We start from the raw sequence: 26,341 nt of genomic DNA, 5'->3' as shown, positions 1-26,341 counted from the left end.
CCGCTCACGCGTCCCGCGTCTCGTCGCGCTTGCCGTCGGTCTCGCCGCCGGAGTCCCCGTGCGTCTCCTCCGAGACGACGAGGTTCGCGGCGTCGGACGCCAGCAGCCCGCCCGGGGGGTCCACCACGACGCGGCCACCGGGGACGTCGACCACGGGGACGATCGCGCGCACGAACGGGACGAGGGTCCGCGCCGTGGTGCCACCGGGGCCGTCCGACGGCAGGAGCTCCTTCACGACGAGCACGTCCTGGGCCGGCAGGTGCTCGAGCCCGAGCACCTCGCCGATCACCCGACCGTCCACGTGCTCGACCCGCAGCCCGACGAGCTCGTGGGGGTACCACGCGTCGTCCTCGTCGGACGCGTCCTCCTCCACGACGAGCGCGACCCCGCGCAGCGCCTCCGCCGCCGTCCGGTCGCCGACCTCGGCGAACGTGACGACCCAGCGTCCCTGCTGCACGCGCGTGCGCGTGACGGTGAACGGCCCCACACCGGGGCGGTCGGTGCCGAGCACCGCGCCGACGGCGAACCGCTGGTCGGGGTCGTCCGTGCGCAGGTCGAGCGCGAGCTCGCCGCGCAGGCCGTGGGCGCGGCCGAGACGGGCGACGGTCAGCTGCATGGGGGTTCCTCGGGGTCGGTGACGGAGCGCGGTCAGGTGGTGCCGGGGACGACGAAGGCCCGGCCCCAGAGTAGGGCCGGGCCTTCGTCGAGTGGTCCGCGGGCGGCTCAGCGGCGGTCGACGTCCACGACGTCGACCCGCACCGAACCGTCCGTCGACAGCGCTCCGACGACGGTCCGCAACGCCTTGGCGGTGCGTCCGTTGCGACCGATCACGCGCCCGAGGTCCTCGGGGTGCACCCGGACCTCGAGCAGCTCGCCACGGCGCAGCGCCACGGCGTTCACGCGCACGTCGTCCGGGTGGTCGACGATGCCGCGCACCAGGTGCTCGAGCGCGTCGGCGAGCATCAGGCCTGCTCGTCCTCGGTGGCGGCGGCCTCCTCGGCCGGGGCCTCGGACGCGGGCTGCTCGGCCTTCTTCTCCGACGCCTTCGCCTTGACCTTCTCGGCGTCCGCGGCGGCGGCGTCGACGGCGGCCTTCGGGTCGGCCTTGCCGGCCTTGACCTTCAGCGTGCCCTCGGCGCCCGGGAGGCCCTTGAACTTCTGCCAGTCACCCGTGATCTTGAGGAGCGCGAGGACCTGCTCGGTCGGCTGCGCACCGACGCCGAGCCAGTACTGCGCACGCTCGGTGCTGATCTCGATGAGCGAGGGCTCCTCGGTGGGGTGGTACTTGCCGATCTCCTCGATCACGCGACCGTCACGCTTGGTACGCGAGTCCGCGACGACGACGCGGTAGTACGGCGCCCGGATCTTGCCGAGACGCTTGAGACGGATCTTGGTGGCCACGGTGTGGTCTTCTCCTGGGGTTCATTCGGGGTGCCGGACCGCGTCTGCCCGTGGGGTTGGGCCGTGCCGATCCAGCGAAGGACGCGTCGGGCGCGGGTAGAGGGGCCGCGCACCACGAGTACAGCCGACCATCATGCCAGACGACGAGCGTGCTCCCCAACCCGCCGGCCGGTCAGTCCGCCGCTCGGTCGGCGAGTCAGACCGCACCGCCTGCGGCACGCACCGCGCGCCGGGCCCGGGTGCGCTCGACGAGGTAGAGCACGATCGCGGCAGCGGCCGCGCCGACCCCGACCGCCCAGACCGGGAAGACCGCCGCCTGGACCCAGTCGGGGGTGGCCGAGCCGCCGCTGAGGAACATCAGCAGCGAGTGCTCGTCGCCCTCGACGTCCCCGCCGTCGACGACGCACGCGTAGGCGAGGAAGACGCCGGTCCCCGTCGCCCAGCCGAACGCGCGGTACCACGGACGGGTCCGGTCGCTGATGCGTCGCTGGCCGGTGCCGAGCAGCGCGCGCTGCACGACGTAGGCACCGACGAGCGGGAGGACGATCGTGAGCAGGAAGAACACGAAGATCACCACCAGGACCCAGCCCGCGAAGGCGAGCTTCGCCACCAGCCCGAGCCCGACGCCTGCCCACGCCACCACGACGGCGGCCAGGTCGGCTCGGTCGAGCCGACGTCGCGGCATCGGCTCGACGGTGCTCATCGAGACCATCCGGTCGCTCGTGGTCATGCGTGCTCCCCCTGGTTCGGCCGCGTCGGCTGTCGCGTCACGGTGGGACCCGAGACAACCACACCCCACCGGCACGGGGGTAGGTATCGGTCCGCGGGGGCGTCGAGCTCACCCGATAGGGCGCGTCAGCGGTAGCGCGTGCCGCGGAGCACGACGGCCGTCGGCGCGCGCAGGGCGTCGACATCGCGGCGCGGGTCGCGGTCGTACACCACGACGTCCGCGCTCGCGCCCTCCGCGATCGCGTCGACGCCGAGCCACGCGCGCGTGCGCCAGCTCGCGGCGGCGACCACGTCCGGGGCCGGGACGCCCGCCGAGACCATCTCGGCCGCCTCCTCGGCGATCCGGCCGTGCCCGATCGTGCCTCCCGCGTCGGTGCCGACGAGGATCGGCACCCCCGCGTCGTACAGGTCCCGCACGTGCCGGTACCGACGTTCGCCCATGGCGCGCATCCGGGCCGCGAACCGGGGGAACCGCGGCTCGCCCTGCGCGGCGATCGCCTCGAACTGCGCGACCTGCAGGAGGGTCGCGGTCACGGGCACGCCCAGGAGCGCGATCCGGTCGATCTGCGCGGGCGTCGCGCCCGTGGCGTGCTCGAGGCAGTCGATGCCGGCGTCGAGCAGCGGGTCGACCGACTCGGTGGCGAACGTGTGCGCGGTGACGCGGGCGCCCGCGTCGTGCGCCGCGGCGACCGCGGCCGCCAGGACGTCGGCGGGCCACAACGGTGCCAGGTCGGCGCGGCTGCCCAGGTCGCGGTCGATCCAGTCGGCGACGATCTTGACCCAGCCGTCGCCGCGGACCGCCTCCTGGTGCACGGCGTCGGGCAGGTCGGCCGGGTTCGCGAGCTCGCGGCCGTAGTGGCGCAGGTAGCGCTTGGGCCGGGCGAGGTGGTGCCCGGCCCGCAGCAGCCGCGGCAGGTCCGGGCGCGCGTGGACCCAGGACGTGTCGGCCGGGGAGCCCGCGTCGCGCACGAGCAGCACGCCCGCGTCGCGGTCCGCGAGCGCCTGCCGCGTCGCGGTCTCCTCGTCCACCGGCCCCTCGGCGGCGAGCCCGATGTGGCAGTGCACGTCGACGAGGCCGGGCAGCACCCAGCCGTCCACCCTCGTCGTCGACGCCGTCCGGGGCCGCTCGAACGTGAGGCGCCCGCCGAGCACCCACACGTCGCCGGTCTCTCGCTCGTCGTCGAGGACGACCGTCCCGGACAGGTGCAGCGCGTCCGTCATGGCGTGCCGTCCGTCCGGCGCCGCGCGGTCAGCGGCCGAGGAGCTTGTCGAAGCCCGCGGGCAGCTGGAGGTCGGCCGGGTCCACGTCGCGCGGCTGCGCGCCACCGAGCCCGAACGCCGAGCCGGACGGTGCACCCGGCGCCGGGCGACCCTCGAGGGCGGCCTTCTCCTGCGCGGCCCGCTTGGCCGGGTTGCCCGACTTCCCGCGCACCTTGCGCGCGGGCGCGGTCTTGCCGCGGGCCTTCTTGCCCATGCCAGGCAGGCTGCCCATCCCGGGCATCCCGCCGGGCATGCCGCCCGGCATGCCGCCGGACTTGGCCATCTGCCGCATCATCTTCTGCGCGCCGTCGAACCGCTCGAGCAGCTGGTTCACGTCGGTCGGCGTGGTGCCGGAGCCCTTGGCGATCCGGGCGCGGCGCGACCCGTTGATGATCTTCGGGTTGTCGCGCTCCGCCGGGGTCATCGAGTGGATGATCGCCTCGATGCGGTCGACCTCGCGCTCGTCGAAGCTGTCCAGCGCGTCGCGCATCTGCGCCATGCCCGGGAGCATCCCGAACATCTTCTTGAGCGAGCCCATCTTGCGCAGCTGCTGCATCTGCTGCAGGAAGTCCGCGAGCGTGAAGCCCTCGCCGCTCGCGAGCTTGCCCGCCATCTGCTCGGCCTGCTCGGCGTCGAACGCGCGCTCCGCCTGCTCGATGAGCGTCAGCACGTCGCCCATGTCGAGGATGCGCGAGGCCATGCGGTCGGGGTGGAACACCTCGAAGTCCGTGAGCTTCTCGCCCGTGGACGCGTACATGATCGGGCGTCCGGTGACGGACGCGACCGAGAGCGCCGCGCCACCGCGCGCGTCGCCGTCGAGCTTGGACAGCACCACACCCGTGAACCCGACGCCGTCGGCGAAGGCCTGTGCGGTGGTCACCGCGTCCTGGCCGATCATCGCGTCGATCACGAACAGGATCTCGTCGGGCTGCACGGCGTCGCGGATGTCCGACGCCTGCTGCATGAGGTCCGCGTCCACACCGAGACGGCCCGCCGTGTCGACGATCAGGACGTCGTGCTGGCGCGAGCGCGCGGCCTCGAGGCCCGCCCGCGCGACCGCGACCGGGTCCGCGCCGGCCGGCAGCACGTCGTCGGCGCCCTGGTTGCCCGGGTGCGGGGCGAACACGGGCACGCCGGCCCGCTCGCCCACCACCTGGAGCTGGGTGACGGCGTTGGGGCGCTGCAGGTCCGCCGCGACGAGCAGCGGCGTGCGCCCCTCGCCCTTGAGCTGGAGCGCGAGCTTGCCGGCCAGGGTCGTCTTGCCCGCACCCTGCAGGCCCGCGAGCAGGATGACCGTCGGCGGGTTCTTGGCGAACCGGAGCGTGCGCGTCTCGCCGCCCAGGATCCCGACGAGCTCGTCGTTGACGATCTTGACGACCTGCTGCGCCGGGTTGAGCGCCTGCGAGACCTCGGCGGACAGGGCGCGCTCGCGCACCGCACCCGTGAACTGCCGGACCACCGGCACCGCCACGTCCGCGTCGAGGAGGGCGCGACGGATCTCGCGCACCGTGGCGTCGACGTCCGCCTCGGACAGACGACCCTTGGTGCGCAGGTTCTTGAACGTCGACGTCAGGCGGTCGGACAGAGTGGCGAACACGTGCGCGTCCTCGCGGGTGGGGATCAGGGACGTCCCAGCGTACCCGGGCCGTCCGCTCCGGCCCGCGCCACCAGGTCGTCGACGAGCGTGCCGCGCCACTGGCTCCACGCGGCCGGGCCGGCGGCCACCGCGTCCGCCTCGGTCAGGACGCGCAGCGCGGCGAGCAGGTCCGGGCGGCCGTCGACCGCCGTCCGGAGCCGCGCGACCGTCTCGGGGTCGTCGGGATCGGCCGTGGTCGCCAGGTCGACGAGCGTCAGGTGCTCGCGCACGAGCCGCGCCACGTCCGCCGCCATCCCCTCGTCGAACCCCATGCGCTCGACGATCGGGCCGGCGAGCCGCGCGCCCTCGACCGAGTGGTCGCCCGCGCCCGCGCGCTTGCCGATGTCGTGCAGCAGCGCGGCCACCAGGAGGGTCTCGCTCGGCGTCGTGCCCTGCGCCGCGCTCACCGTGGACACGTTCGCGGCCGTCTCGACGAGGTGGCGGTCGACCGTGTGCCGGTGCACGGGCGAGCGCTGCGGGCGGTTGCGCACGCCCGCCCACTCCGGGATCCACGTCGTGACGACGCCCGCGAGGTCGAGCGCCTCCCAGATCGGCACCTGCGCGTGCCCGGACGCCAGCAGCTGCAGCAGGTAGGTCCGCGCCTGCCGCGGCCACGGCGTCGGCAGCGGCGGCGTCACCGTCAGGTGCTGCACGGAGACGGGCGACAGCTGCAGGCCGGTGCGTGCCGCCGTCGCCGCCGCCCGCAGCGCGAGCAGCGGGTCGTTCTCGGGCTGGGCGTCCACGGCGAGGACGATCTCGTCGCCGTGCTGGACCAGCCCCTCCGCGATCGGCCGCAGCCGGGGTGGCGTGCGGCGGCCGCGGACGAGCATCGGCCCGCGCGCGGGGCGCTGGAGGGCCTGGCGCGCGTTCCGGACGGTGGTGTCGAGCGAGTAGGAGATGATCCGCGCCGCCTCCGCGACGCTGGCCAGGAGGTCGTCGCGGTCGTCGAACCCGACGATCGCCGCGACCTCGTCCTGGTCCGCCAGGAGCAGCCGGTTGGTGTGGCGGCGGGTGGCGACCTGGACGGCGTCCCGCACGTCGAGCAGGTGCGTGTAGGCGTGGTCGACCGCACCGTGCGGGCGGTCCGTGAGCCACGTCGCCGCGAGGGCCGAGAGCACCACGGCGTCCCGGATCCCGCCGCGGGCCTCCTTGAGCTCGGGCTCGATGAGGTAGGCGAGCTCGCCGTGACGGTCCGCGCGCTGCTTCGTCGACGCGAGCAGCTCCGGCAGCCGGCGCCGCGCCGCGGCCCGCCAGTCCTCCAGCAGGGCCGACGTGGCGCGCGCGACGACCACCGGGTCCCCCGCGACGTGCTGCAGGTCGAGCAGGCCGACCGCGGCCGGCAGGTCCTTGGACGCGACCTGGCGGCACTGCGCGAGCGAGCGGACCGAGTGGTCGAGGTCGAGCCCCGCGTCCCAGACCGGGTACCACAGCCGCTGCGCCAGGGCCTGCAGGTCCTCGGCCGAGCGGCCCCGTCCCTCGTGGACCAGGAGCAGGTCGAGGTCGGAGACCGGGCTGGCGTCGCCGCGGCCCACCGAGCCGACCGCGCCCAGCGCGACGCCCGTCATGTCCTGCCCCGCCGTGGCCTCCTGCCACAGCTCGGCGAGCCGTCGCCGCACCAGCGCGGAGATCTCCCGGCGACGGGCCACGCCGTCGCTCGTCGGCCCGGACATCGAGGCGGCGAGGTCGAGCCGTTCGACACGCAGGTCCCGCACCCCGGGGGCGGGGTGCGGGACCTGCGTGGCGTTCTCGTCCCCGGCCGCGCCCCCCACGGGCGACCGTTCGTCGGACATCCGGTCTACAGCGCGTCGTCGCCGTGCTCACCGGTGCGGACGCGAGCCACGTCCTCCACCGGCACGACCCAGACCTTGCCGTCGCCGATCTTGCCGGTCTGCGCCGCGCGCACGACCACCTCGACGACCCCGGCCACGTCCTCGTCGGCGACCAGGACGTCGATCTTCACCTTCGGCACCAGGTCGACCGTGTACTCGGCGCCGCGGTAGACCTCGGTGTGACCGCGCTGACGGCCGTAGCCGCTCGCCTCGCTCACCGTCAGGCCCCGCACACCGGCCGCCTCGAGCGCCGACTTCACGTCGTCCAGCCGGTGCGGCTGGATGACCGCCGTCACGAGCTTCGTCATCACTTCACCTCCGTCACGACGCGGGCCCCGCCCAGCGTCTCGTATGCCGTCTCACCGTGCACGGCCAGGTCGATCCCGCCGACCTCGACGTCCTCGGAGACGCGGAGCCCGATCGTCGCCTTGAGCGCCAGCGCGATGACCGCGGTCACGACGCCGCTGAAGAGCACGGCGCACAGCGCGACGACCACCTGGGTGCCGAGCTGGTCGAGGCCTCCACCGTAGAACAGGCCGTTGGCGGCGCCGTCCGGGTACCAGGTCGAGTTCTCGTTCGTCGCGAAGAAGCCGATGAGGATCGTCCCGACCAGACCACCGACCAGGTGGACGCCGACCACGTCGAGCGAGTCGTCGTAGCCGAACTTGTACTTCAGGCCGACGGCCAGCGCGCACAGCACGCCGGCGACGGCGCCGATCGCGAGCGCGCCCCACGTGTCCACCGCGGCAGCGGCCGGGGTGATGGCGACCAGACCGGCGACCACACCCGATGCCGCACCGAGCGACGTCGCGTGCCCGTCGCGGACCTTCTCCGTCGCGAGCCAGGCGAGCATCGCCAGGGCGGTCGCGATCGTCGTGTTGAGCCACGCGCGCCCCGCCACGCCGTCGGCCCCGAACTCCGAGCCCGCGTTGAAGCCGAACCAGCCGAACCACAGGAGCGCGGCACCCAGCATCACGAAGGGCAGGTTGTGCGGACGCATCGGCTCCTTGCCGAAGCCGCGACGCTTGCCCGCGACGAGCGCGAGGACCAGGCCGGCGATACCGGCGTTGATGTGCACGACCGTCCCACCGGCGAAGTCGATCGGGAGCGGGAGCGAGTCCTTGAGGAAGAAGTCGCCGCCGAGCAGGCCGCCGCCCCAGACCATGTGCGCCATGGGCAGGTAGACCAGCGTCACCCAGATGCCGGCGAAGACCATCCAGGCGTTGAACTTGAGGCGATCCGCGACGGCGCCCGAGATGAGTGCCACGGTGATCACCGCGAAGGTCAGCTGGAAGCCCGCGGCGACCAGGAACGGCACGCCCGACAGAACCATCAGGCTGTCGTCGTCGGACACGCCCTGCAGCCCGATCATGTCGAACGGGTTGCCGATGAAGCCGCCGATGTCCGAGCCGAACGCGGCCGAGTAGCCGTAGATCACCCAGATGACCGAGATGAGCCCGAGCGCGCCGAAGCTCATCATCATCATGTTGAGCACGCTCTTGCCGCGCACCATGCCGCCGTAGAAGAACGCCAGCGCGGGCGTCATCAGCAGCACGAGCGACGCAGCGAGGATCATGAACGCTGTGTTGCCGGTGTCGAGTTCGAACATCGAGTGTGCCTCTCCCCTCGCCAGCCCGGGGTGGCTGGACGCGGACAACGTTCGGGGAGCGCGGTTTCGGCGAGGCGCGGCGCGTGTTACCGCGAGGTGACAAGGCTCACGCGCGTGTAAACGTTCGGTTTCGAGGTGGGCGTGTGTCCGACTCGTCCACCCGTCCGGGGGACGGTCGTCCGCTGCTCACGTGCTGGGCAGCGAGTCCTACTGGAGCAGGCCGTCGACGAACGACTCGGCGTCGAACGGCGCGAGGTCGTCGGGACCTTCCCCCAGCCCGACGAGCTTGACCGGGACGCCGAGCTCGCGCTGCACCGCGACGACGATGCCGCCCTTGGCGGTGCCGTCCAGCTTGGTCAGGACGATGCCTGTGACCCCCGCGACCTCCCCGAACACCCGGGCCTGGTTGAGCCCGTTCTGGCCCGTGGTCGCGTCGAGCACCAGGAGGACCTCGCTCAGCGGGGCCTCCTTGCCGATGACGCGCGTGATCTTGCCGAGCTCGTCCATCAGCCCGGCCTTGTTCTGCAGCCGCCCGGCGGTGTCGACGACGACGACGTCGACCTCGGCCTGCTTGCCGGTGCGCACGGCCTCGAACGCGACCGACGCGGGGTCCGCGCCCTCGCGGTCGGAGCGCACGGTCGGCACGCCGACGCGCGATCCCCACGTCTCGAGCTGGTCCGCGGCCGCGGCGCGGAACGTGTCCGCCGCACCGAGCACCACGGACCGCCCCTCGGCGACGAGCAGGCGGCTGAGCTTGCCGATCGTCGTCGTCTTGCCCGTGCCGTTCACGCCGACGACGAGCAGGACGGCGGGCGTGCGCGCGCCCTCGTCGGACACGCTCGGCGCGGTGCGCAGCGACCGGTCCAGCGACGGGTCGACGAGCGCGAGGAGCTGCTCGCGCAGGACCGCCCGGACCTGTGCGGGGTCCTTGAGGCCCTCGACGCGCACGCGCGTGCGCAGCGCGTCGATGAGCTCACCGGTCGGACCCGCACCGACGTCCGCGAGCAGCAGCGTCTCCTCGAGCTCGTCCCAGTCGTCCTCGGTGAGGTGGTCGCGCGAGAGCACCGCGAGCAGCCGGGTGCCCAGCGGCGAGCCGGAGCGGGCGAGCCGCTCGCGCAGCCGCGCGAGCCGGCCGGCGGCGGGCGCGGGCACCTCGAGGTCCAGCGGCGGTGCGGCGCCCGCGGGCGACGCCTCCTCGAGCAGCTCCTCCTCGAACGGCGGGGCGCCCTGGCCCGGCACGCCGGGGGTCGGCGCCGTTCCCGTGGGCACTCCCGCGGTGGGTGGGACGGGGACGCCGGTCGCGTCGACCGCGTCAGCCGCCGACGGCTGGGTCGGCACCTCGTCGACCGTCGAGGGCGGGGTCGTCGGGCCCCCGCGGTCGCCGCGGCGACGGACGACGAGCGTGGCCGCGACCGCGACGAGCGCGATCGGGACCCCGGCGGCGAGCAGGGTGGTCAGGACGTCCGGGTTCACCTGCACAGTCTGACGGGCGAAGAGCCCACGCGGCGAACCGGGCGGAGCCCGGCGGCGTCAGGAGCGCACGACGCGCGGCCGCGCCTCCTGCTTGGCGTCAGCCGTGGCGGCGCAGCGGGATGGCGCGGGCAGCCTTGTCGCGGGCGCGCTGCAGGTTGTCCGAGAGGTCGTCGACGTTGAGGTAGCCCTCGCCCTCCTCCGTCGTCTGACGCAGGAAGTCGGCGAGCGACAGGTCGACCGGGCGGGCCTGCGCGGCGGTGGCGGCGGCGACCTGGTCCGGCTCCGGGCGCTTGCGTGCCGAGAGCCCGCGGCGGAACGCCTGCCAGGGCGACTCGGGGGCACCGTCCTCCGGACGGCTCTCGGACGCGCTCGCGAGCAGGAGCACCACGCCGGCGACGACGAGTGCGAGCAGGATCCCGAGAGCAACGGCCACGGGACCAGTGTGGGTGCCCGCACCCCGCACGGCAGCCGCGGGACACGATCACGACGACAACGTCACACAATCTTCACCGCGCCGTGGATCGCCGTGGATCGCCGTGGATCGCCGTGGATCGCCGCGTGACCGGGGATGACGCCCGTCAGGCCGTGTCGCGCATCCGCTGGCTCACGACGGTCGTCACGCCGTCACCGCGCATGGTCACGCCGTAGAGCGCGTCGGCGATCTCCATGGTGCGCTTCTGGTGCGTGACGACGATGAGCTGCGAGTCCTCCTGGAGCTCGCGGAAGATCTCGAGGAGGCGGCCCAGGTTGGCGTCGTCCAACGCGGCCTCGACCTCGTCCATGACGTAGAACGGGCTCGGCCGGGCCTTGAAGATCGCGACGAGCATCGCGACCGCGGTCAGCGAGCGCTCGCCGCCCGAGAGCAGCGACAGCCGCTTGACCTTCTTGCCCGCGGGCCGTGCCTCGACGTCGATGCCCGTGGTCAGCATGTCCGAGGGGTCGGTGAGGACGAGCCGGCCCTCGCCGCCCGGGAACAGGCGCGGGAACACGTCGTCGAACGCGGCCGCGGTGTCGCGGTACGCCTCGGCGAAGACCTGCTCGACGCGCTCGTCGATCTCCTGCACGATCTCGAGCAGGTCGGTGCGCGACTTCTTGAGGTCCGCGAGCTGCTCGACCAGGAACCGGTGCCGCTCCTCCAACGCCGCGAACTCCTCGAGCGCGAGCGGGTTCACCCGTCCGAGCAGGGACAGCGCGCGCTCCGCCGAGCGCAGCCGCTTCTCCTGCTGCTCGCGCACGTAGGGCACGTGCGTGGGCGCCTCCGGGTCCGGCTCGGTGCCCGGCGGGACGACCACGGGGACGTCCTGGTGCGGGCCGAACTCCTCGAGCAGCACGGCGGGGTCCAGGCCGAGCTCCTCGACCGCCCGCGTCTCCAGCTGCTCGATGCGCAGCCGCTGCTGGGTCCGGGCGACCTCGTCCCGGTGCGCCACGTCGGTCAGGCGCGCGAGCTCGCCGGCCTGCTGCTCCGCCTGCGCGCGGGTCCCCGCGAGCGCCTCGTCGCGCTGCGCGCGCTCCGCCTCGGCGCGCTCGCGCTCGTCGGACGCCCGCCGCAGCGAGACGTCGAGCACGACGAGCGCGCGCGTCGCCCCGTCCCGCACGGCCTCGGCGACCGCCGCCTGGCGCGCGCGGGCCCGCTCGCGCTCGGCGGCGCGCTCGCGTGCCACGCGCTCGGCCTGCGCGGCCCGCTCGAGGGACTCGGCGCGGCCCGCGAGCGCCCGGGCGCGCTCCTCGACCGTCCGCAGCGTGAGGCGGGCCTCGGTCTCCCGCGTCCGCGCCGCCGTGGCCGCCTGGCCGAGCTCGTCCCGCAGGCGGCTGCCCTCGGCGATCTGCGCCTCGCTCTCGACCGGCTCGACCTCGGCGGCCGCGAGCCGCTCCGTGAGCTCGGCGAGCTGGGCCGTGTCGTCCTCGAGCGTCCGGGCCGCCTGGGCGAGCGACGCACCGACGCGCTCCGCCTCGGCGCGCGCGGAGCGGGCCGCGGAGCCCAGGTTGCCGAGCTGCTCGGCCACCGCCGCGAGCTGCGCGTCCGACTCGTTCAGCCGCTCGAGCGTCTCCTCGTACGCCGATCGCGCGTCCTGCTTGGCCTGCGTCGCGCGCGCGACCTCGAACCGCAGCCGCTCGGCGTCCTGCGCGGCCGCGGCGGCGCCCTGCCGGGCCTGGTCGAGCGCCGACTGCAGGTGCAGCGCGCTGGGTGCGGACGCCGAACCGCCCGAGGCCCGGTGGCGCGACAGCACGTCCCCGGTGCGCGTGGCGACGACGGCGTCAGGGAGCCGCGTCAGCACCGCCCGGGCCGTCGCGAGGTCGTCGACGACGAGGACGTCGCCGAGCAGGTCCGCCACGGCGGCCCGCAGGTCACCGCCCGCCCGGACCAGGTCGACCGCGCGGACGGCGCCCTCGGGCACCTCGGCCCCCGCGAGCACCGCCTGCCGGCCGGCACGGGCGTCCGTCGCCGCGCCGTCGGTGGGGTGCGCCACCAGGAGCGACGTGCGGCCGGCGTCCTCGGTGCGGAGCCAGCGGATCGCGTCCACGGCCGCCTCGACCGACTCGACGGCGACCGCGTCCGCGAGGGCGCCGAGGGCGGCGACGACCGCCTCCTCGTCGCGCTCGTCGACGTCCAGGAGCGCCGCGACCGAGCCGATCGTGCCGGGCAGCCCGTCGGCGGCGAGCAGCGCGCCGGCCCCGTCCTTGCGGGTCAGGCTGAGCTCGAGCGTCTCGGCCCGGGACTCGAGAGCGGCGCGCTCACGCTCGGCGGCGGAGAGCCGCTCGGTCAGGTCCGCGAGCTGCTGGGTGGCGCGCTCGAGCGCGTCGGCCGCGGCCTCGTGCGCCGCGTCCAGTCCTTCCTCGCCCTCCTCGGCCCCGGCGACCTGCGACTCGAGCGCGGTGAACTGCGCGCTCGCCTCGGCACCGCGCTGCTCCGCCGCGGCCAGCGTCTCCCGCAGCCGGCCGAGCTCGGCCTGCGTGGCCTCGACCCGGCTGCGCCGGGCGGCGACCTGACCGGCCAGCCGCGCGACGCCCTCGCGACGGTCGGCCGCGCCGCGGAGCGCGGTCGCGAGCGCCTTCTCGGCGTCGCCCGCCTCCGTCTCCGCGCGCTGGCGCGCCGCCACGGCACCCTCGAGCCCCGCCCGCGCGACGTCGACCTCTGCCGCGAGCTCCGCCTCGGCCTGCCGCACGCGCTCGGCCTGGGCGGCCAGGTCGTCGGGGTCGCGGCCGTCGGATCGCTCGGGCGCCGACGAGCCCAGGAGGCGCACCCGGTCCGCGGCCAGCGAGGCCGTCCCCCGCAGCCGCTCGCGCAGCGAGGACAGGCGGTACCAGATCTCGCTGACCTCGGCGAGCGCGGGCGCCGCCTGGGCCGCCTCGCGCTCGAGCGTCGCGAGGCGCGCACGCGAGGCCCCGAGCTCCTGCTCCACCTGCGTGCGCTGGGCCACGAGCGCGGTCTCGTCGGCGATCTCCTGCTCGAGCTGGGAGCTGAGCTGGGCCAGGTCGTCCGCCAGCAGGCGCGCGCGGGCGTCGCGCAGGTCGGACTGGACCACGGCGGCCTTGCGCGCGACCTCCGCCTGGCGGCCGAGCGGCCCGAGCTGGCGCCGGATCTCGGCGGTGAGGTCGTTCAGCCGCGTCAGGTTCGCCTGCATCGCGTCGAGCTTGCGCAGCGCCTTGTCCTTGCGCTTGCGGTGCTTGAGGACGCCCGCGGCCTCCTCGATGAAGCCGCGCCGCTCCTCCGGGGTCGCGCGCAGCACCGCGTCGAGCTGGCCCTGGCCCACGATCACGTGCATCTCGCGGCCGAGGCCGGAGTCCGAGAGCAGGTCCTGGATGTCGAGCAGGCGGCAGCCCTGGCCGTTGATCGCGTACTCCGAGCCGCCGTTGCGGAACAGCGTCCGGGAGATCGTCACCTCGGTGTACTCGATCGGCAGCGCACCGTCGGTGTTGTCGATCGTCAGCGACACCTCGGCGCGGCCGAGCGGGGGCCGACCCGCGGTGCCGGCGAAGATGACGTCCTCCATCTTGCCGCCGCGCAGGGACTTGGCGCCCTGCTCCCCCATGACCCACGCGAGCGCGTCGACCACGTTCGACTTGCCCGAGCCGTTGGGTCCGACGACGCAGGTGACCCCCGGCTCGAAGCTCAAGGTCGTCGCCGAGGCGAACGACTTGAACCCGCGCAGGGTCAGCGTCTTGAGGTGCACGGGGGCGAGTGTAGGTCGCGGGGTGCTACAGACCCGGGAACCAGAGCCCGATCTCCCGCGCGGCCGACTCGGGCGAGTCCGAGCCGTGGACGATGTTCTCGATGACCTTCTTGCCCCAGTCGCGGGCCAGGTCACCGCGGATGGTGCCGGGGGCCGCGGTCGTCGGGTCGGTCGCACCGGCCAGCGAGCGGAAGCCCTCGATCGCCCGGTGCCCCTCGACGACCGCCGCGGCCGTCGGGCCCGAGCTCATGAAGTCGACGAGCGGCTGCAGGAAGGGCTTGCCCGCGTGCTCGGCGTAGTGCTCCCGCAGCAGCGCGTCGTCAGCGGTGCGCAGGTCGAGCGCGACGAGGGTGTAGCCCTTGGCCTCGATGCGGCGCAGGACCTCGCCGACGAGGCCGCGGGCCACGCCGTCGGGCTTGACGAGGACGAGAGTGCGCTGGACGTCGGTCATGTGCCGAACCCTAGTGCCGCGGTGCGTGCCTGCGGGCACCGGTCCGACGAGCGGGTCCTCTCGTCGGACCGGCGGAGCGGCTCAGGGGCCGACGACCCCGGGGTTCGCGGCGTCGAACTCCGCGCGCTCCCGGTCGATGCGGCCGCCGAGCCGCAGGGCCGTGACCCACAGCGCCACGAAGACCAGCGCCACGACGATGCCGATGTCCCGGGCCACCGACGGCAGCAGGACCGCCGCGGCGACCATCCAGCCCTGGAGCACCCAGCCCACGACGTACCCGCCGGGCCGGCCGACCAGGCCGGCCGCGAGCACCATGAGCAGCGCGAGGCCGCCGCCGACGCCCCACACCACGGCGGGGTCCGCCGCGCGCAGGCCGTACGCCACGAGCGTCGCGAAGAGCACGCACAGCGCCTCCAGGACGAGGATCGTCTGGGTGAACTGCGGCTTCGCGGGACGCTTGCGGCGCACGGCCTGCTCGGGGGACGTCACCGGCCCAGGTTACCGGCGGGCTCGTCGACGCGGTCGTGCCCACCGACGTCGTGCCCACCGACGTCGAGCTGGTCGCTGTCGACGTGCGCGGTGAGCTCGTCCACCACCAGCGGCCCCTCGACCGGGGCCGCGCCCGAGCCGTCGGCGGCCACGGCCTCGCCGCGCGCCACCATGCCGGCGACGTCGGAGAGCTTGACCTCCTTGAGGAACAGCGCCAGCACCAGGCCGACGAGCACCAGCGGGACGAAGTACCAGAACGAGGGCGCCAGCGTGCTGGCGAACGCGTCCACGACGCCGCTGTGGTACGGCTCGGGCAGGTTCTTGACGATCTCCGGCGTGATGTCCGTGGCTCCGCCGGTCGAGCCGGCCGGTGCGTCCGCGAAGACGTCGGTGAGCTTGGCGGCGAGCGCGGTCGTGAAGATCGTCGAGAAGATCGCCGTGCCGACCGCCGCGCCGATCTCGCGGAAGAAGTTGTTCGAGCTCGTCGCCGTCCCGATCTCGTGCGGGTCGACGGAGTTCTGCACCGCGAGCACGATCGTCTGCATCACCAGGCCCATGCCGGCGCCCAGGACGAAGATCATGGCGCCGAAGAGCCACATCGACATGTCACCGGTGATCTGCGTGAGCCACGCCAGGCCGCCCGCGGTGATCAGCAGACCGGCGACCGGGAAGAGCTTGTAGCGGCCGGTCTTGGTGATCGCGATGCCCGAGCCGATCGCCGTGATCATCACGCCGACCATCATCGGGAGCATCAGGAACCCGGACTCGGTGACGCTCGCGCCGGTCGCCATCTGCAGGAACGTGGGCAGGAACGCGAGGGCCGCGAACATGCCCGCGCCCAGGATGAACCCGATGAGCGTCGCGATCGTGAAGGTGGCGTTCTTGAACAGGCGCAGCGGCAGGATCGGGTCCTGCACGTTGAGCTCGACGAGGACGAACGCGCCGATCGAGACGAGGGTGCCCACCACGAGCCCGACGAGACCGAGGTCGGACCAGTCGTAGTCCGCGTTGCCCGAGAACGACGTCCACGAGCTGGTCAGGACCAGGCCCGAGGTGCCGAGCACCAGGAAGAGGATGCCGAGGACGTCGAGCGGGCGGTTCGAGCGGTGCGACGGCAGCTTGAGCGTGAACCACGCGGTCGCGAACGCCGCGATGCCGATCGGGATGTTGATCCAGAAGCACCAGCGCCAGTCGGCGTGCTGCGTGAACAGACCGCCGAGCAGCGGGCCGACGACCGCGGCGATGCCGAACAGCGCGCCCATCGGGCCCATGTACTTGCCGCGCTCCCGCGCCGGGACGATGTCCGCGATGATCGCCTGCGACAGGATCATCAGGCCACCGCCACCGAGGCCCTGCACGCCGCGCCACGCGACGAGCTCGCCGAACGACTGCGCGAAGCCCGCACCGGCCGACGCGACGGTGAACAGGCCGATCGCGACCAGGAACGGCCAGCGCCGGCCCCAGATGTCGCCGAACTTGCCGTACAGCGGCATGACGATCGCGATCGCCAGGATGTAGGCGGTGACGACCCAGCCCTGGTGGGCGACGCCGTCGAGCTCGCCGACGATCGTGGGCATCGCGGTGCCGACGATCGACTGGTCGAGCGAGGACAGGAACATGCTCGCCATGAGCGCGCCGAAGATCAGCCAGACGGTGCGCGGTGTCAGCACGACGAGCGGCTTGTCGCTCGTCTGCTCAGGGGTGGTGGCCAGGGCCATGGGGGACCTCATTCGGTGGTACGGCCCGGGTCGTGCAGCGGCCCGGGAGCTCAGGGGGGCGACGCTCAGGCGAAGAGCGTGCGCAGGTCGGTGACGACGGCGGCGAGGTGCGCGCGGGAGTCGGTGTCCGGTCCCGCGGCCTCCCAGCGCATGCCCGTCGCGTGCACCAGGAACATCGACACCGCGGCGATCGTCTCGGGGTCGACCACGGGGTCGGCGCCGAGCCGGGCGGTCGCGAGCTCGAGCATCTCGCCGCGGTGCGCCTCCACCCACGCGATGTGCCGCGCGAGCAGCCGGGGCTCGGCGGCGGCGAGCTCGAGCGCCCGCCGGAACCGCTCGTGCCCGAGCGGCGGCTGCGCGATGACCGTCGCGAGCAGCGCCTCGAGGTCGGTCACCAGGTCGCCCGTGGGGCCGCCCGCGACGAACCGTGCCGACGCCACGGGCGAGACCGGCCACGGCGCGTGGCCGAGCACCGCGTCGTCCTTGGACTCGAAGTAGTTGAAGAACGTCCGCGACGAGACGCCCGCCTCGGCGCAGATCGCGTCGACGGTCACGGCGTCCAGCCCGTCGCGCTCGACCAGCCGGTGGGTCGCGTCGATCAGCGCCTCGCGGCGCGCGCGCTTCTTGCGCTCGCGCAGGCCCACCTGCGGCGCGTCCTCGTAGGCGTCCGCGAGCGCCGCGAGGTCGGGCTCGGGCCCCCGTCGCGGACGCGCCGCCGGAGACGTCGGCGCGGTCGCCGTCGTGCGGGCGCGCGGGGTGGACTCGGTCACGCGAGGACATTACACGGAGTGCAACTTTGCAGTCCATGTAAAACCGTGCGACATCGGTCACACGGCGGTCACCCGGTTCAGATCTCGCCGAACCCCGAGTCGATCGCCGCGGTGAGCGCGTCCACGGCGGCGGACGCCTGCGCGCCCGAGGCCTCGATCCGCAGCTCGGCGCCCTGCGTCGCCCCCAGCTTCATCAGCTCCAGGACGCTCGCGGCATTCACGCCGTTCACCGCGACCTGGGCGTCGAAGGCCGCGAGCATGCGCGCGACCACCGCTGCCGGGCGCGCGTGCAGCCCGAGCGGGTTGAGCAGCGTCCGTGTGGCCCGCACGACCCCGTCGGCCGCGCCCTCGTCGGACGCCTCCCCCGCCTCCTGCGGCGCGCGCGAGCCGAACAGGCTCCCCGCGTGCTCCGCCGACGCCTGCACCTCGGCGAGCGAGGCGCCGCCGTGCGCCGTCACCGCCGCCGCCACCGCTCCCTCGACGAACGGCGCGTCCGCGAGGACCACCCGCTCCGCCACGTCGGGATCCGCCATCTCCAGCACCGCCTCCGTCGTCAGCACCGCCGATCCCAGGTCCGTCAGCACGACGACGGAGCGACCCTCGCCCGCCGCCCGCGCGACCGCCTGCTCGATCCGCCCGTAGTCCGTGCCCAGCAGCCCGCCCTCGAGCCCGCCGGCGGGCACGATGAGGACACCGGGCGCCATCTGCCCCGCGAGCTCCGCCGCGCCCTCGGCGAGTCCGCCCGAGTGCGAGACCAGCACCAGCGCGACCGCGGCGAGGTCCCGTCCGCCCGCGGTCACGGCGCCGGTTCCGCGGCCGCGGCGGCGGCCTCCAGCAGGAGCTGCGACGAGCGCGCGCCCGGGTCCAGGTGACCGGCGGACCGCTCACCGAGGTAGCTGGCCCGCCCCTTGGTGGCCACCAGCGGCGCGGTGGACCCGGCCCCGCGCGCGGCGGCCTCCGCGGCGGCGCGCAGGACCTCGCGCGGCCCGGCGCCGTCCGCCGCCGCCTTCGCGGCCGCCTCCGCCGCGGGCGACCACGCGTCGACCATCGTCTTCTCCCCCGTGGTCGCCTTGCCGCGCGCGACGATCCCGTCCAGCCCGGCCTCGAGGAGCGCGACGACGCCCGCGGAGTCCAGCGTCGGGCCGGCGGCGGCCTTCGCGGCCCGCAGGTAGGCGGTCCCGTAGAGCGGGCCCGCCGCACCGCCGACCGTCGACATCAGGGTGGTCGCGACGAGCTTGAGCACGTCCCCGATGGTCGCCGGGGGCTCCTCGAGGGCGTCGAGCTTGGCCACCACCGCCGTGAAGCCGCGCTTGAGGTTCTCGCCGTGGTCGCCGTCGCCGATCTGCCGGTCCAGCTCGACGAGCTCGTCACGGTGCTCCAGCACCGCCGCCGCGCTCGCGCGTACCCATCCGACCGCCCATGCCACGTCCAGCGTCATCCACGCGCCTCCCTCTCGTCGCCCCCATCCTTGCCCACCCGGACCCCTGCCCACGCACCGACTCACCCGCCGGCGGCGTCCGGCACCGTCCTGCTCCCTCGACCACCGGACCGCCGCGGGCGGTCGGTCACCAGCGCAGCGCCGTCGTGTGCACCGGGGCGTCCCACAGCGCCGTGAGCTCGTCGTCCAGCCGCAGCACCGTGACGGAGGCGCCCTGCATCTCCAGCGACGTCACGTAGTTCCCGACGAGCGAGCGCGTCACCTCGACGCCCCGCTCCTCCAGCAGCTGCCGTGCCCTGCGGTAGACGATGTACAGCTCGGACGCGGGCGTTCCGCCCATGCCGTTGACGAGGAGCAGCACCTGCTCGCCCGCCTGGAGCCGCAGGTCCTCGACCACGGGCGTCAGGAGCATCTGCGTGATCTCGTCCGCGGTGGCCATCGGGATGCGGTGGCGTCCGGGCTCGCCGTGGATGCCGATGCCGATCTCGATCTCGTCGTCCGTCAGGTCGAACGACGGCTTGCCCGCGTGCGGGACGGTGCAGGCCGACAGCGCGACACCCATCGTGCGGACGTTCGCCACGACCTTCTTCGCGACCGCCTCGACCGCGTCGAGGTCGTCGCCGCGCTCCGCCGCCGCGCCCGCGATCTTCTCCACCGCGACCGTGCCCGCGACGCCCCGACGGCCCGCCGTGTACAGCGAGTCCTCGACCGCGACGTCGTCGTTCACGACGACCGTGCGCACCGTGACGTCCTCCGCCTCGGCGAGCTCGGCGGCGGTCTCGAAGTTGAGCACGTCGCCCGTGTAGTTCTTGACGATCGCGAGGACGCCCGCGCCGCCGTCGGCGGCCTGAAAGGCGGGGGCGATCTGGTCCGGCGTGGGACTCGTGAACACCGCGCCGGGCACCGCCGCGTCGAGCATGCCGACGCCCACGAACCCGGCGTGCAGCGGCTCGTGACCGCTGCCGCCGCCGCTGACCAGGCCGACCTTGCCGCTCGTCGCGCCGCCCGCCCGCGTGACGTAGTCCGGCGCCGTGTGCACCGCGACCAGGTCGCCGTGCGCTGCCGCGAACCCCGCCAGGGTCTCCGCGACCACGTCCGCCGGATCGTTGATGAGCTTCTTCACCCTCGCCGTCCCATCTCCGGGGCTCCTCGTCGGGCCCCGGACGCACGTGCTGAACCGGACGTCCTCACCTTCGTCGCGCGCCCCGCTCCGCGGCAAGTGGAACTCGTGCACGCGCCGTGCACGTTTGTGCACGGCGGCGGTACCGACCGCGCACCCCGGCGCGGCAGGCCCGACTCAGTCCCGGCCGAGGAGCACCCGCGCCTCGGCCACGAGCAGGATCGACCCCGTCACCAGGACCGCCGCCCCCCGCTCGACCTCGGACTCCGCGCGCTCGACCGCCCGCGCCACCGCCTCGTCGAGCCGCTCGACGACGTGCACGCGATCCTCCCCGAAGACGTCCACGGCGATCTCGCCGAGCTCGTCGGCCGGCATCGCGCGCGCGGCGGTCGCCTGCGTCACCACGATCTCGGCCAGCTCGGGCTCGAGGACGGACAGGATGCCCTCGGGGTCCTTGTCCGCCATGACGCCGACCACACCGACCACGCGCTGGAACGCGAACGCCTCGTCGAGCGACGAGACCAGCGCCTGCGCGCCCGCCGGGTTGTGCGCGCCGTCCACGACGACCGTCGGGCTGGAGCGCACGATCTCGAGGCGACCGGGCGACGTCACGTCGCCGAACGCGACCTCGACCACGCCGCCGTCGAGCGCGGCGCCGCCCGTCAGCAGCGCCTCGGTCGCGACGAGCGCGAGGAGCGCGTTGTGCGCCTGGAACTCGCCGTGCAGGGGCAGGAACACGTCCGTGTAGACGCCGCCGAGCCCGCGCAGCGTCAGGAGCTGACCGCCCACCGCCACCTGGCGCTCCACGACCGCGACGTCGACGCCCTCCCGCACGACGCGCGCGCCCCGCTCCGCCGCGATCTCGAGCACCACTCCGTCGACGTCCTCGTCCTGCTCCGCGAGGACCAGCGTCGCGCCGTCCTTGACGATGCCCGCCTTGACCGCCGCGATCTCGAGGAGCGTGTCGCCGAGCCACTGCTCGTGGTCCATGCCCACGGGCGTGATGACCGCGACCTCGCCGTCGGCCACGTTGGTGGCGTCCCACAGCCCGCCCATGCCGACCTCGATCACCGCGACGTCCACGGGCGCGTCCGCAAAGGCGGCGAACGCCATCACGACGAAGACCTCGAAGAACGACAGCCGGGGCTCGCCGCGCTCGGCCGAGCGCGCGTCGACCATCTCCACGTAGGGCAGGACGTCGCGGTACGTCGCGACGAAGGTCTCGTCGTCGATGGGCTCGCCGTCGATCGCGATGCGCTCGTTGACCCGCGTGAGGTGCGGGCTGGTGAACCGTCCCGTGCGCAGCCCGTGCTCCCGGACCAGCCGCTCGACCATGCGGCTCGTCGACGTCTTGCCGTTGGTGCCCGTCAGGTGCACCACGCGGTAGGCGCGCTGCGGGTCGCCCAGGAGCTCGCACACCTCCTGCACGCGACGGAACGACGGGTCGATCTCGTGCTCCGGCGTGCGGCGCAGGATCTCCCGGTAGACCTCGTCGGCCTCCCGACGCGCGGCCGCGGCGGCCTCGTCCCGGCGGTGCTCGCGGCCGCCCTCGCGCCTGCTCATGCGCGGGCTCCCGGGGCGGACGGCTGGGGCTGGACGTGCGCGGTGCCGGTCATGGGGCCATTGTGCCCGGCGCCGGCGCCGGCGCCGGCACCGGCGCCGGCCCCGCACCGCTACCGTGCGTCCATGCGCCGCCGCACCCGTCCTCGCGTCGCCCCCGTGCTCGCCCAGGTCGTCGCCTCCGTCCTCGCCCTCGTCGTCGCGGCTGTAGTCGTCCTCACGGCCACGCCTGCGACGGCCGCCCCGCAGCCCTCACCCGCGGCCACGACGACGGTCGGCCGCGGGACCCCCGCGTCGTGCACGCCGGCGGCCCTCGCGGCGGCGGTCCGGCGCGGCGGCACGGTGCGCTTCGACTGCGGCCCCCGACGCGTGACGATCGTCCTCGACCGCACGCTCGTCGTGTGCAACACCACCACCTGCCACCACCCGTGGGAGGACCCGCGGGCGGCGGTCGTGGAGCAGCTGGTGCTCGACGGCGGCGGGAAGGTGACGCTCTCGGGCGGGGGCACGCGCGGCATCCTCTATGCGAACACGTGCGAGGAGCGGCTCGGCTGGCTCGACGCGCACTGCGACACCCAGACCACGCCGCACGTCGTCGTGAAGAACCTGACGATGCAGAAGGGCAACGCCACCAGGGCGCCGACCTGGGGCGGGGGCAAGCGGTTGGCGGACCTGCGGGGCGGCGGCGCGATCGCGATGCGGGGTGGCCGGCTCACGGTCCAGCGCGTCACGTTCCGCGACAACCGGTGCGTCGTGCGCGACTCGGACGCGGGCGGCGGCGCGGTGCGCCTGGTCGGGCAGCGCGTGACCGCCCGGGTCCTCGACTCGACGTTCACCGGCAACCGGTGCGCCAACGGGGGCGCGGTCTCCTCGCTCCAGGCCCCGCTGCTGCTGCGCCGCAGCACGCTCACCGAGAACACCGCGACCGGGTCCGGTGCGTCCTCGGGGCAGGGCGGCAACGGCGGTGCGGTGTACTTCGACGGGACCCGTCAGGGCGTGACCGTCGACGCCTCGACCCTGCAGCGCAACCACGCACCCGAGGGCGGCCCCGGCGTCTTCTACGTGAGCAACGACCGGACCGGGACGCTGACGATCAGCGGCTCGACGATCACCCGCAACACCGGCGCCTCGTTCTGGACGGGGAGCACGCACAGCCTGTTCTTCCTCGGCAAGCGGCTGGTCCGCTCGGGGTCGACGATCACCTGACCACCCCGCGGCCCGGTCCCGGACCCGCGGGTCCGGGACCGGGTGCCCGCCGGGTACGGGACCGGGACGACGAGCGTCAGGCGCTCGTCCTGCGCACCTCGGCCTCGAGCGCCTCGCCCGCGGTGACGGTCAGCTCGAGCGCCAGGGTCTCGGCGGCGACGAACTCCCGGTGCGCCTCGACCGCGGCGACGTGCTCGGCCGGCACCGTCAGCGCGAGCGCGATGCGGTCGGTCACGTCGAGGCCGGCCGCCTTGCGGGCGTCCTGCACGGCGCGGACGACGTCGCGGGCGTAGCCCTCGGCGCGCAGCTCGTCGTCGAGGCCGATGTCGAGCACGACGAAGCCGCGCTCGGGCAGCACGGCCGCGGCGACCTCGTCGCCCTCCTCGTCGCGCACGGCCGCGACGAGCTTGTACTCCGTCTCGAGGAGCGGCACCTCGCCGTCGGGGGTGCGCACGACCACCCCCGCGTCGGTCTGCTCCCAGTCGCCGGCCTTGGCGGCCCGGATCACGGTCTGCACCGCCTTGCCGAGCCGCGGGCCCGCCGCTCGGGCGTTGACGTCGAGCCGCGTCCAGACGCCGAACTCGGAGGCCGCGGCGTCGTCCACCGAGTGCACGACGACGCTCCTGACGTTCACCTCCGACGCCACCAGGCCGGTGAACGGCCGGGCGAGCTCCGGGAACGGCAGCGCCACGCGCAGCTCCCGCAGCGGCTGGCGCACGCGCAGCCCGTTCGCCTTGCGCAGGGCGTGCGCGGTCGAGACGACCTCGCGCACGCGGTCCATGGCGGCGACCAGCTCGGCGTCCGTGAACTCGGCGCCCGTCAGCTCGGCTCCCTCGACCGTGCTCGCCGCGCCCAGGCCCGGCGCGGTGACCAGGGAGTCCGCCGTCGGCCAGTCGGTCAGGTGCACGCTGCGCCCGCCCGTGAGCCCGCGCCAGATCTCCTCGGTGACCAGCGGCGCGAGCGGCGCCATCACGCGCGTGATCGTCTCGAGCACGGTGAACAGCGTGTCGAACGCCGCCGCGTCCTCGTCCCAGAACCGCTGGCGCTGGGTGCGCACGTACCAGTTGGTCAGCACGTCCAGGTGCTGGCGCACGGCCTCGCACGCGCCGGACACGTCGTACTCGTCGAGCAGCCGCGTGACGTCGGCGACGAGCCCGCGGGTGCGTGCGAGCAGGTCCCGGTCGGCCGTGGCCAGGCCGGGCGCGCTCGCCTCGTCGACCGCCGAGGCGACCAGGCCCGCGCCGTCGTTCGCGGCGCCCGCGTACAGCGTGAAGAAGTAGTACGTGCTCCACAGCGGCAGCAGCACCTGGCGCACGCCGTCGCGGATGCCCTCCTCGGCGACGATCAGGTTGCCGCCGCGCAGGATCGGGCTCGACATGAGCGACCAGCGCACGGCGTCCGAGCCGTACACGTCCCACATCTCGACGGGGTCCGGGAAGTTGCGCAGGGACTTGCTCGCCTTGCGGCCGTCGTCGCCGAGCACGATGCCGTGGCACATGACGTTGCGGAACGACGGGCGGTCGAAGATCGCGGTGGCGAGCACGTGCAGCGTGTAGAACCAGCCGCGCGTCTGGCCGATGTACTCGACGATGAAGTCGCCCGGGTAGTGGTGCTCGAACCAGTCCGCGTTCTCGAACGGGTAGTGCACCTGCGCGAACGGCATGGAGCCCGAGTCGAACCAGACGTCCAGCACGTCGGGGATGCGGCGCATGGTCGAGCGCCCCGACGGGTCGTCGGGGTTCGGACGGGTGAGCTCGTCGATGAACGGGCGGTGCAGGTCCGGCTCGCCCGCCTCGTTCGTCGGGACGCGGCCGAAGTCGCGCTCGAGCTCCGCCAGCGAGCCGTACGCGTCGACGCGCGGGAACGCGGGGTCGTCGGACACCCACACGGGGATCGGCGTGCCCCAGTAGCGGTTGCGGCTGATCGACCAGTCGCGCGCGCCGGAGAGCCACTTGCCGAACTGCCCGTCCTTGATGTGCTCCGGGATCCAGGTGATCTCCTGGTTGAGCTCGACCATCCGGTCCCGGAAGTCCGTGACGCGCACGAACCACGACGAGACGGCCTTGTAGATCAGCGGGTTCCGGCAGCGCCAGCAGTGCGGGTAGGAGTGCTCGTAGGTCTCGTGCCGCACGACGACCGCGCGCCGCGCCTCGTCGACGCGGGCCAGCGGGCCCGTGCCCGCCTTGAGGTCGGCGATGATCGGCTTGTTGCCGTCGAAGACCTGCACGCCCGCGTAGTCGCTGACCAGCGACGTGAACCGGCCCCGCTCGTCGACCGGGACCACGGCCGGGATGCCGGCGGCGTCGCACGCCGCCATGTCGTCCTCGCCGAACGCGGGCGCCAGGTGCACCAGCCCCGAGCCGTCCTCGGTGGTGACGAAGTCGGCGAGCAGGACCTGGTGGGCGTTCTCGTGCCCGACGAGGTAGTCGAACGGCGGGGTGTAGCGGCGGCCCGCGAGCTCGGCACCACGCACCGTCGCGACGACCGTCGCCTCGCCGAGCTCACGCGCGTACGCGGCCAGCCGCGGCGCGGCGAGCAGCACCCGCTCGCCGGGGTGGGCCTGCCCGAAGGGCGAGTCCGGCGCCGGCTCGACCGTGACGTACTCGATGTCCGGACCGACCGCGACCGCGAGGTTGCTGGGCAGGGTCCAGGGCGTCGTCGTCCAGACGAGCGCCAGCTCGCCGGTCTCGAGCCGCAGCCCGACCGTCAGCGCCGGGTCCTGGCGGTTGGCGTAGACGTCGTCGTCCATCCGCAGCTCGTGGTTGGACAGGGGCGTCTCGTCCACCCAGCAGTACGGCAGGACGCGGTAGCCCTCGTAGGCCAGGCCCTTGTCGTAGAGCTGCTTGAAGCCCCAGATCACCGACTCCATGAAGGAGACGTCGAGGGTCTTGTAGTCGTTCTCGAAGTCGACCCAGCGCGCCTGGCGCGTGACGTACTCGCGCCACTCCTGGGTGTACTTGAGCACCGAGTCGCGGCACGCCGCGTTGAACGCCGCGATGCCCATCTCCTCGATCTGCGCCTTGTCGGAGATGCCGAGCAGCCGCTGCGCCTCGAGCTCGGCCGGGAGCCCGTGGGTGTCCCAGCCGAACCGCCGCTCGACGCGGCGGCCCTTCATGGTCTGGAAGCGCGGGATGACGTCCTTGGCGTAGCCCGTGAGCAGGTGGCCGTAGTGCGGCAGGCCGTTGGCGAACGGCGGGCCGTCGTAGAAGACGTACTCGTTGCTGCCGTGCTCGCCCGCCTCGCGCTGGTCGATCGAGGCCTGGAAGGTCCCGTCGGCGTCCCAGTGGGCCAGCACCTCGCGCTCGAGCGCGGGCAGGTCCGGGGAGGGCGGCACGGGCGTGCCCGGGCGGTGCAGCGGGTAGTGACGATCGGTCACCGGAGCATCTCCTGTGGTCGGCACGCAGGTGCGTGCGTCGCGCGGCTGCGAGGACGATCGCCCGGACCGCCCGGGACCACCGCGGTACCACCCCGCTTGCCGGCT

Annotated in this window: 22 protein-coding genes; 1 reads left to right on the top strand and 21 read right to left on the bottom strand. The window is 74.1% G+C overall.

What is annotated here, in order from left to right; genetic code table 11:
• Nucleotides 1-4 precede the first annotated feature (4 nt).
• The 20 genes from rimM to KIN34_RS15565 all read right to left on the bottom strand — a co-directional run bounded on the left by rimM (nucleotide 5) and on the right by KIN34_RS15565 (nucleotide 21,657).
• On the bottom strand, nucleotides 5-616 hold the full coding sequence (rimM, locus tag KIN34_RS15660; protein WP_214352855.1) for a ribosome maturation factor RimM: 612 nt from the start codon (nucleotides 614-616) through the stop codon (nucleotides 5-7).
• A gap of 107 nt (nucleotides 617-723) precedes the next feature.
• Complete coding sequence (locus KIN34_RS15655) at nucleotides 724-963, bottom strand: RNA-binding protein (protein WP_214352853.1); 240 nt, start codon at nucleotides 961-963, stop codon at nucleotides 724-726.
• Nucleotides 963-1,400 carry a 30S ribosomal protein S16 gene (rpsP, locus tag KIN34_RS15650; RefSeq protein ID WP_214352851.1) on the bottom strand — a complete coding sequence of 146 codons (438 nt, stop codon included), beginning with the start codon at nucleotides 1,398-1,400 and terminating at the stop codon, nucleotides 963-965. The genes KIN34_RS15655 and rpsP overlap by 1 nt, the downstream gene beginning before the upstream one ends.
• Nucleotides 1,401-1,596: 196 nt before the next feature.
• Nucleotides 1,597-2,130 carry a hypothetical protein gene (locus KIN34_RS15645; protein ID WP_214352849.1) on the bottom strand — a complete coding sequence of 178 codons (534 nt, stop codon included), beginning with the start codon at nucleotides 2,128-2,130 and terminating at the stop codon, nucleotides 1,597-1,599.
• Between the two features lie 125 nt (nucleotides 2,131-2,255).
• Complete coding sequence (locus KIN34_RS15640; RefSeq protein ID WP_214352848.1) at nucleotides 2,256-3,350, bottom strand: amidohydrolase family protein; 1,095 nt, start codon at nucleotides 3,348-3,350, stop codon at nucleotides 2,256-2,258.
• 28 nt (nucleotides 3,351-3,378) lie between these two features.
• Nucleotides 3,379-4,986 (bottom strand): signal recognition particle protein, encoded by a 1,608-nt coding sequence (ffh, locus tag KIN34_RS15635; protein WP_214352847.1) that lies wholly within the window; start codon nucleotides 4,984-4,986, stop codon nucleotides 3,379-3,381.
• 23 nt (nucleotides 4,987-5,009) lie between these two features.
• Nucleotides 5,010-6,815 carry a [protein-PII] uridylyltransferase gene (locus KIN34_RS15630; RefSeq protein WP_214352846.1) on the bottom strand — a complete coding sequence of 602 codons (1,806 nt, stop codon included), beginning with the start codon at nucleotides 6,813-6,815 and terminating at the stop codon, nucleotides 5,010-5,012.
• A 5-nt stretch (nucleotides 6,816-6,820) separates the two neighbouring features.
• Entirely contained in the window at nucleotides 6,821-7,162 is a 342-nt protein-coding gene (locus KIN34_RS15625) for a P-II family nitrogen regulator (protein ID WP_013884134.1), read from the bottom strand.
• Nucleotides 7,162-8,463, bottom strand: coding sequence for an ammonium transporter (locus KIN34_RS15620; protein WP_214352845.1), 1,302 nt, complete (start codon nucleotides 8,461-8,463; stop codon nucleotides 7,162-7,164). The genes KIN34_RS15625 and KIN34_RS15620 overlap by 1 nt, the downstream gene beginning before the upstream one ends.
• A 207-nt stretch (nucleotides 8,464-8,670) precedes the next feature.
• Nucleotides 8,671-9,936 carry a signal recognition particle-docking protein FtsY gene (gene ftsY, locus KIN34_RS15615; protein ID WP_214352844.1) on the bottom strand — a complete coding sequence of 422 codons (1,266 nt, stop codon included), beginning with the start codon at nucleotides 9,934-9,936 and terminating at the stop codon, nucleotides 8,671-8,673.
• Between the two features lie 97 nt (nucleotides 9,937-10,033).
• The gene (locus KIN34_RS15610; RefSeq protein WP_214352843.1) at nucleotides 10,034-10,369 is read right to left on the bottom strand and encodes a hypothetical protein; all 336 of its coding nucleotides are present in this window, start codon (nucleotides 10,367-10,369) and stop codon (nucleotides 10,034-10,036) included.
• A 145-nt stretch (nucleotides 10,370-10,514) separates the two neighbouring features.
• Nucleotides 10,515-14,108 (bottom strand): chromosome segregation protein SMC, encoded by a 3,594-nt coding sequence (gene smc / locus KIN34_RS15605; RefSeq protein ID WP_214352842.1) that lies wholly within the window; start codon nucleotides 14,106-14,108, stop codon nucleotides 10,515-10,517.
• A gap of 25 nt (nucleotides 14,109-14,133) precedes the next feature.
• Nucleotides 14,134-14,559, bottom strand: coding sequence for a nucleoside-diphosphate kinase (gene ndk / locus KIN34_RS15600; protein WP_214352840.1), 426 nt, complete (start codon nucleotides 14,557-14,559; stop codon nucleotides 14,134-14,136).
• Nucleotides 14,560-14,640: 81 nt separating this feature from the next.
• Nucleotides 14,641-15,048 carry a DUF4233 domain-containing protein gene (locus tag KIN34_RS15595; RefSeq protein ID WP_214352838.1) on the bottom strand — a complete coding sequence of 136 codons (408 nt, stop codon included), beginning with the start codon at nucleotides 15,046-15,048 and terminating at the stop codon, nucleotides 14,641-14,643.
• A complete protein-coding gene (locus KIN34_RS15590) occupies nucleotides 15,045-16,766 on the bottom strand; it encodes an MDR family MFS transporter (protein WP_214352836.1) in 1,722 nt (573 codons plus the stop codon). The genes KIN34_RS15595 and KIN34_RS15590 overlap by 4 nt, the downstream gene beginning before the upstream one ends.
• A 65-nt stretch (nucleotides 16,767-16,831) precedes the next feature.
• A complete protein-coding gene (locus KIN34_RS15585) occupies nucleotides 16,832-17,536 on the bottom strand; it encodes a TetR/AcrR family transcriptional regulator (protein ID WP_214352834.1) in 705 nt (234 codons plus the stop codon).
• 77 nt (nucleotides 17,537-17,613) lie between these two features.
• Nucleotides 17,614-18,336, bottom strand: a complete 723-nt coding sequence (dhaM, locus tag KIN34_RS15580; protein ID WP_214352832.1) for a dihydroxyacetone kinase phosphoryl donor subunit DhaM — start codon at nucleotides 18,334-18,336, stop codon at nucleotides 17,614-17,616.
• Nucleotides 18,333-18,974 carry a dihydroxyacetone kinase subunit DhaL gene (dhaL, locus tag KIN34_RS15575; RefSeq protein ID WP_214352830.1) on the bottom strand — a complete coding sequence of 214 codons (642 nt, stop codon included), beginning with the start codon at nucleotides 18,972-18,974 and terminating at the stop codon, nucleotides 18,333-18,335. Before dhaL ends, dhaM begins: the two co-directional genes overlap by 4 nt.
• A gap of 127 nt (nucleotides 18,975-19,101) precedes the next feature.
• A complete protein-coding gene (dhaK, locus tag KIN34_RS15570) occupies nucleotides 19,102-20,097 on the bottom strand; it encodes a dihydroxyacetone kinase subunit DhaK (protein WP_214352828.1) in 996 nt (331 codons plus the stop codon).
• Between the two features lie 174 nt (nucleotides 20,098-20,271).
• Nucleotides 20,272-21,657, bottom strand: a complete 1,386-nt coding sequence (locus tag KIN34_RS15565) for a bifunctional folylpolyglutamate synthase/dihydrofolate synthase (RefSeq protein WP_214352826.1) — start codon at nucleotides 21,655-21,657, stop codon at nucleotides 20,272-20,274.
• 123 nt (nucleotides 21,658-21,780) lie between these two features.
• Here KIN34_RS15565 and KIN34_RS15560 point away from each other — a divergent pair, with 123 nt between their 5' ends.
• A complete protein-coding gene (locus KIN34_RS15560) occupies nucleotides 21,781-22,860 on the top strand; it encodes a hypothetical protein (protein ID WP_214352824.1) in 1,080 nt (359 codons plus the stop codon).
• Between the two features lie 76 nt (nucleotides 22,861-22,936).
• On the opposite strand, the gene ileS is transcribed toward KIN34_RS15560, so the two are convergent.
• A complete protein-coding gene (ileS, locus tag KIN34_RS15555; protein ID WP_214352821.1) occupies nucleotides 22,937-26,236 on the bottom strand; it encodes an isoleucine--tRNA ligase in 3,300 nt (1,099 codons plus the stop codon).
• Nucleotides 26,237-26,341: the final 105 nt, after the last annotated feature.

The sequence above is a fragment of the Cellulomonas fulva genome, assembly GCF_018531375.1.
In the GTDB taxonomy this organism is placed as follows: domain Bacteria; phylum Actinomycetota; class Actinomycetes; order Actinomycetales; family Cellulomonadaceae; genus Cellulomonas; species Cellulomonas fulva.
The sequence above is the reverse complement of the archived record's forward strand: the minus strand, read 5'-3'. Positions and strand labels throughout refer to the sequence as shown.

Coding starts and splice junctions, on each gene's coding strand:
- dhaL (WP_214352830.1), bottom strand. CDS start 18,974: ATGACGCTGGACGTGGCATGGGCGGTCGGATGGGTACGCGCGAGCGCG.
- ndk (WP_214352840.1), bottom strand. CDS start 14,559: ATGACCGACGTCCAGCGCACTCTCGTCCTCGTCAAGCCCGACGGCGTG.
- KIN34_RS15645 (WP_214352849.1), bottom strand. CDS start 2,130: ATGACCACGAGCGACCGGATGGTCTCGATGAGCACCGTCGAGCCGATG.
- KIN34_RS15630 (WP_214352846.1), bottom strand. CDS start 6,815: ATGTCCGACGAACGGTCGCCCGTGGGGGGCGCGGCCGGGGACGAGAAC.
- KIN34_RS15625 (WP_013884134.1), bottom strand. CDS start 7,162: ATGACGAAGCTCGTGACGGCGGTCATCCAGCCGCACCGGCTGGACGAC.
- KIN34_RS15620 (WP_214352845.1), bottom strand. CDS start 8,463: ATGTTCGAACTCGACACCGGCAACACAGCGTTCATGATCCTCGCTGCG.
- KIN34_RS15560 (WP_214352824.1), top strand. CDS start 21,781: ATGCGCCGCCGCACCCGTCCTCGCGTCGCCCCCGTGCTCGCCCAGGTC.
- KIN34_RS15640 (WP_214352848.1), bottom strand. CDS start 3,350: ATGACGGACGCGCTGCACCTGTCCGGGACGGTCGTCCTCGACGACGAG.
- KIN34_RS15655 (WP_214352853.1), bottom strand. CDS start 963: ATGCTCGCCGACGCGCTCGAGCACCTGGTGCGCGGCATCGTCGACCAC.
- rimM (WP_214352855.1), bottom strand. CDS start 616: ATGCAGCTGACCGTCGCCCGTCTCGGCCGCGCCCACGGCCTGCGCGGC.
- KIN34_RS15590 (WP_214352836.1), bottom strand. CDS start 16,766: ATGGCCCTGGCCACCACCCCTGAGCAGACGAGCGACAAGCCGCTCGTC.
- KIN34_RS15565 (WP_214352826.1), bottom strand. CDS start 21,657: ATGAGCAGGCGCGAGGGCGGCCGCGAGCACCGCCGGGACGAGGCCGCC.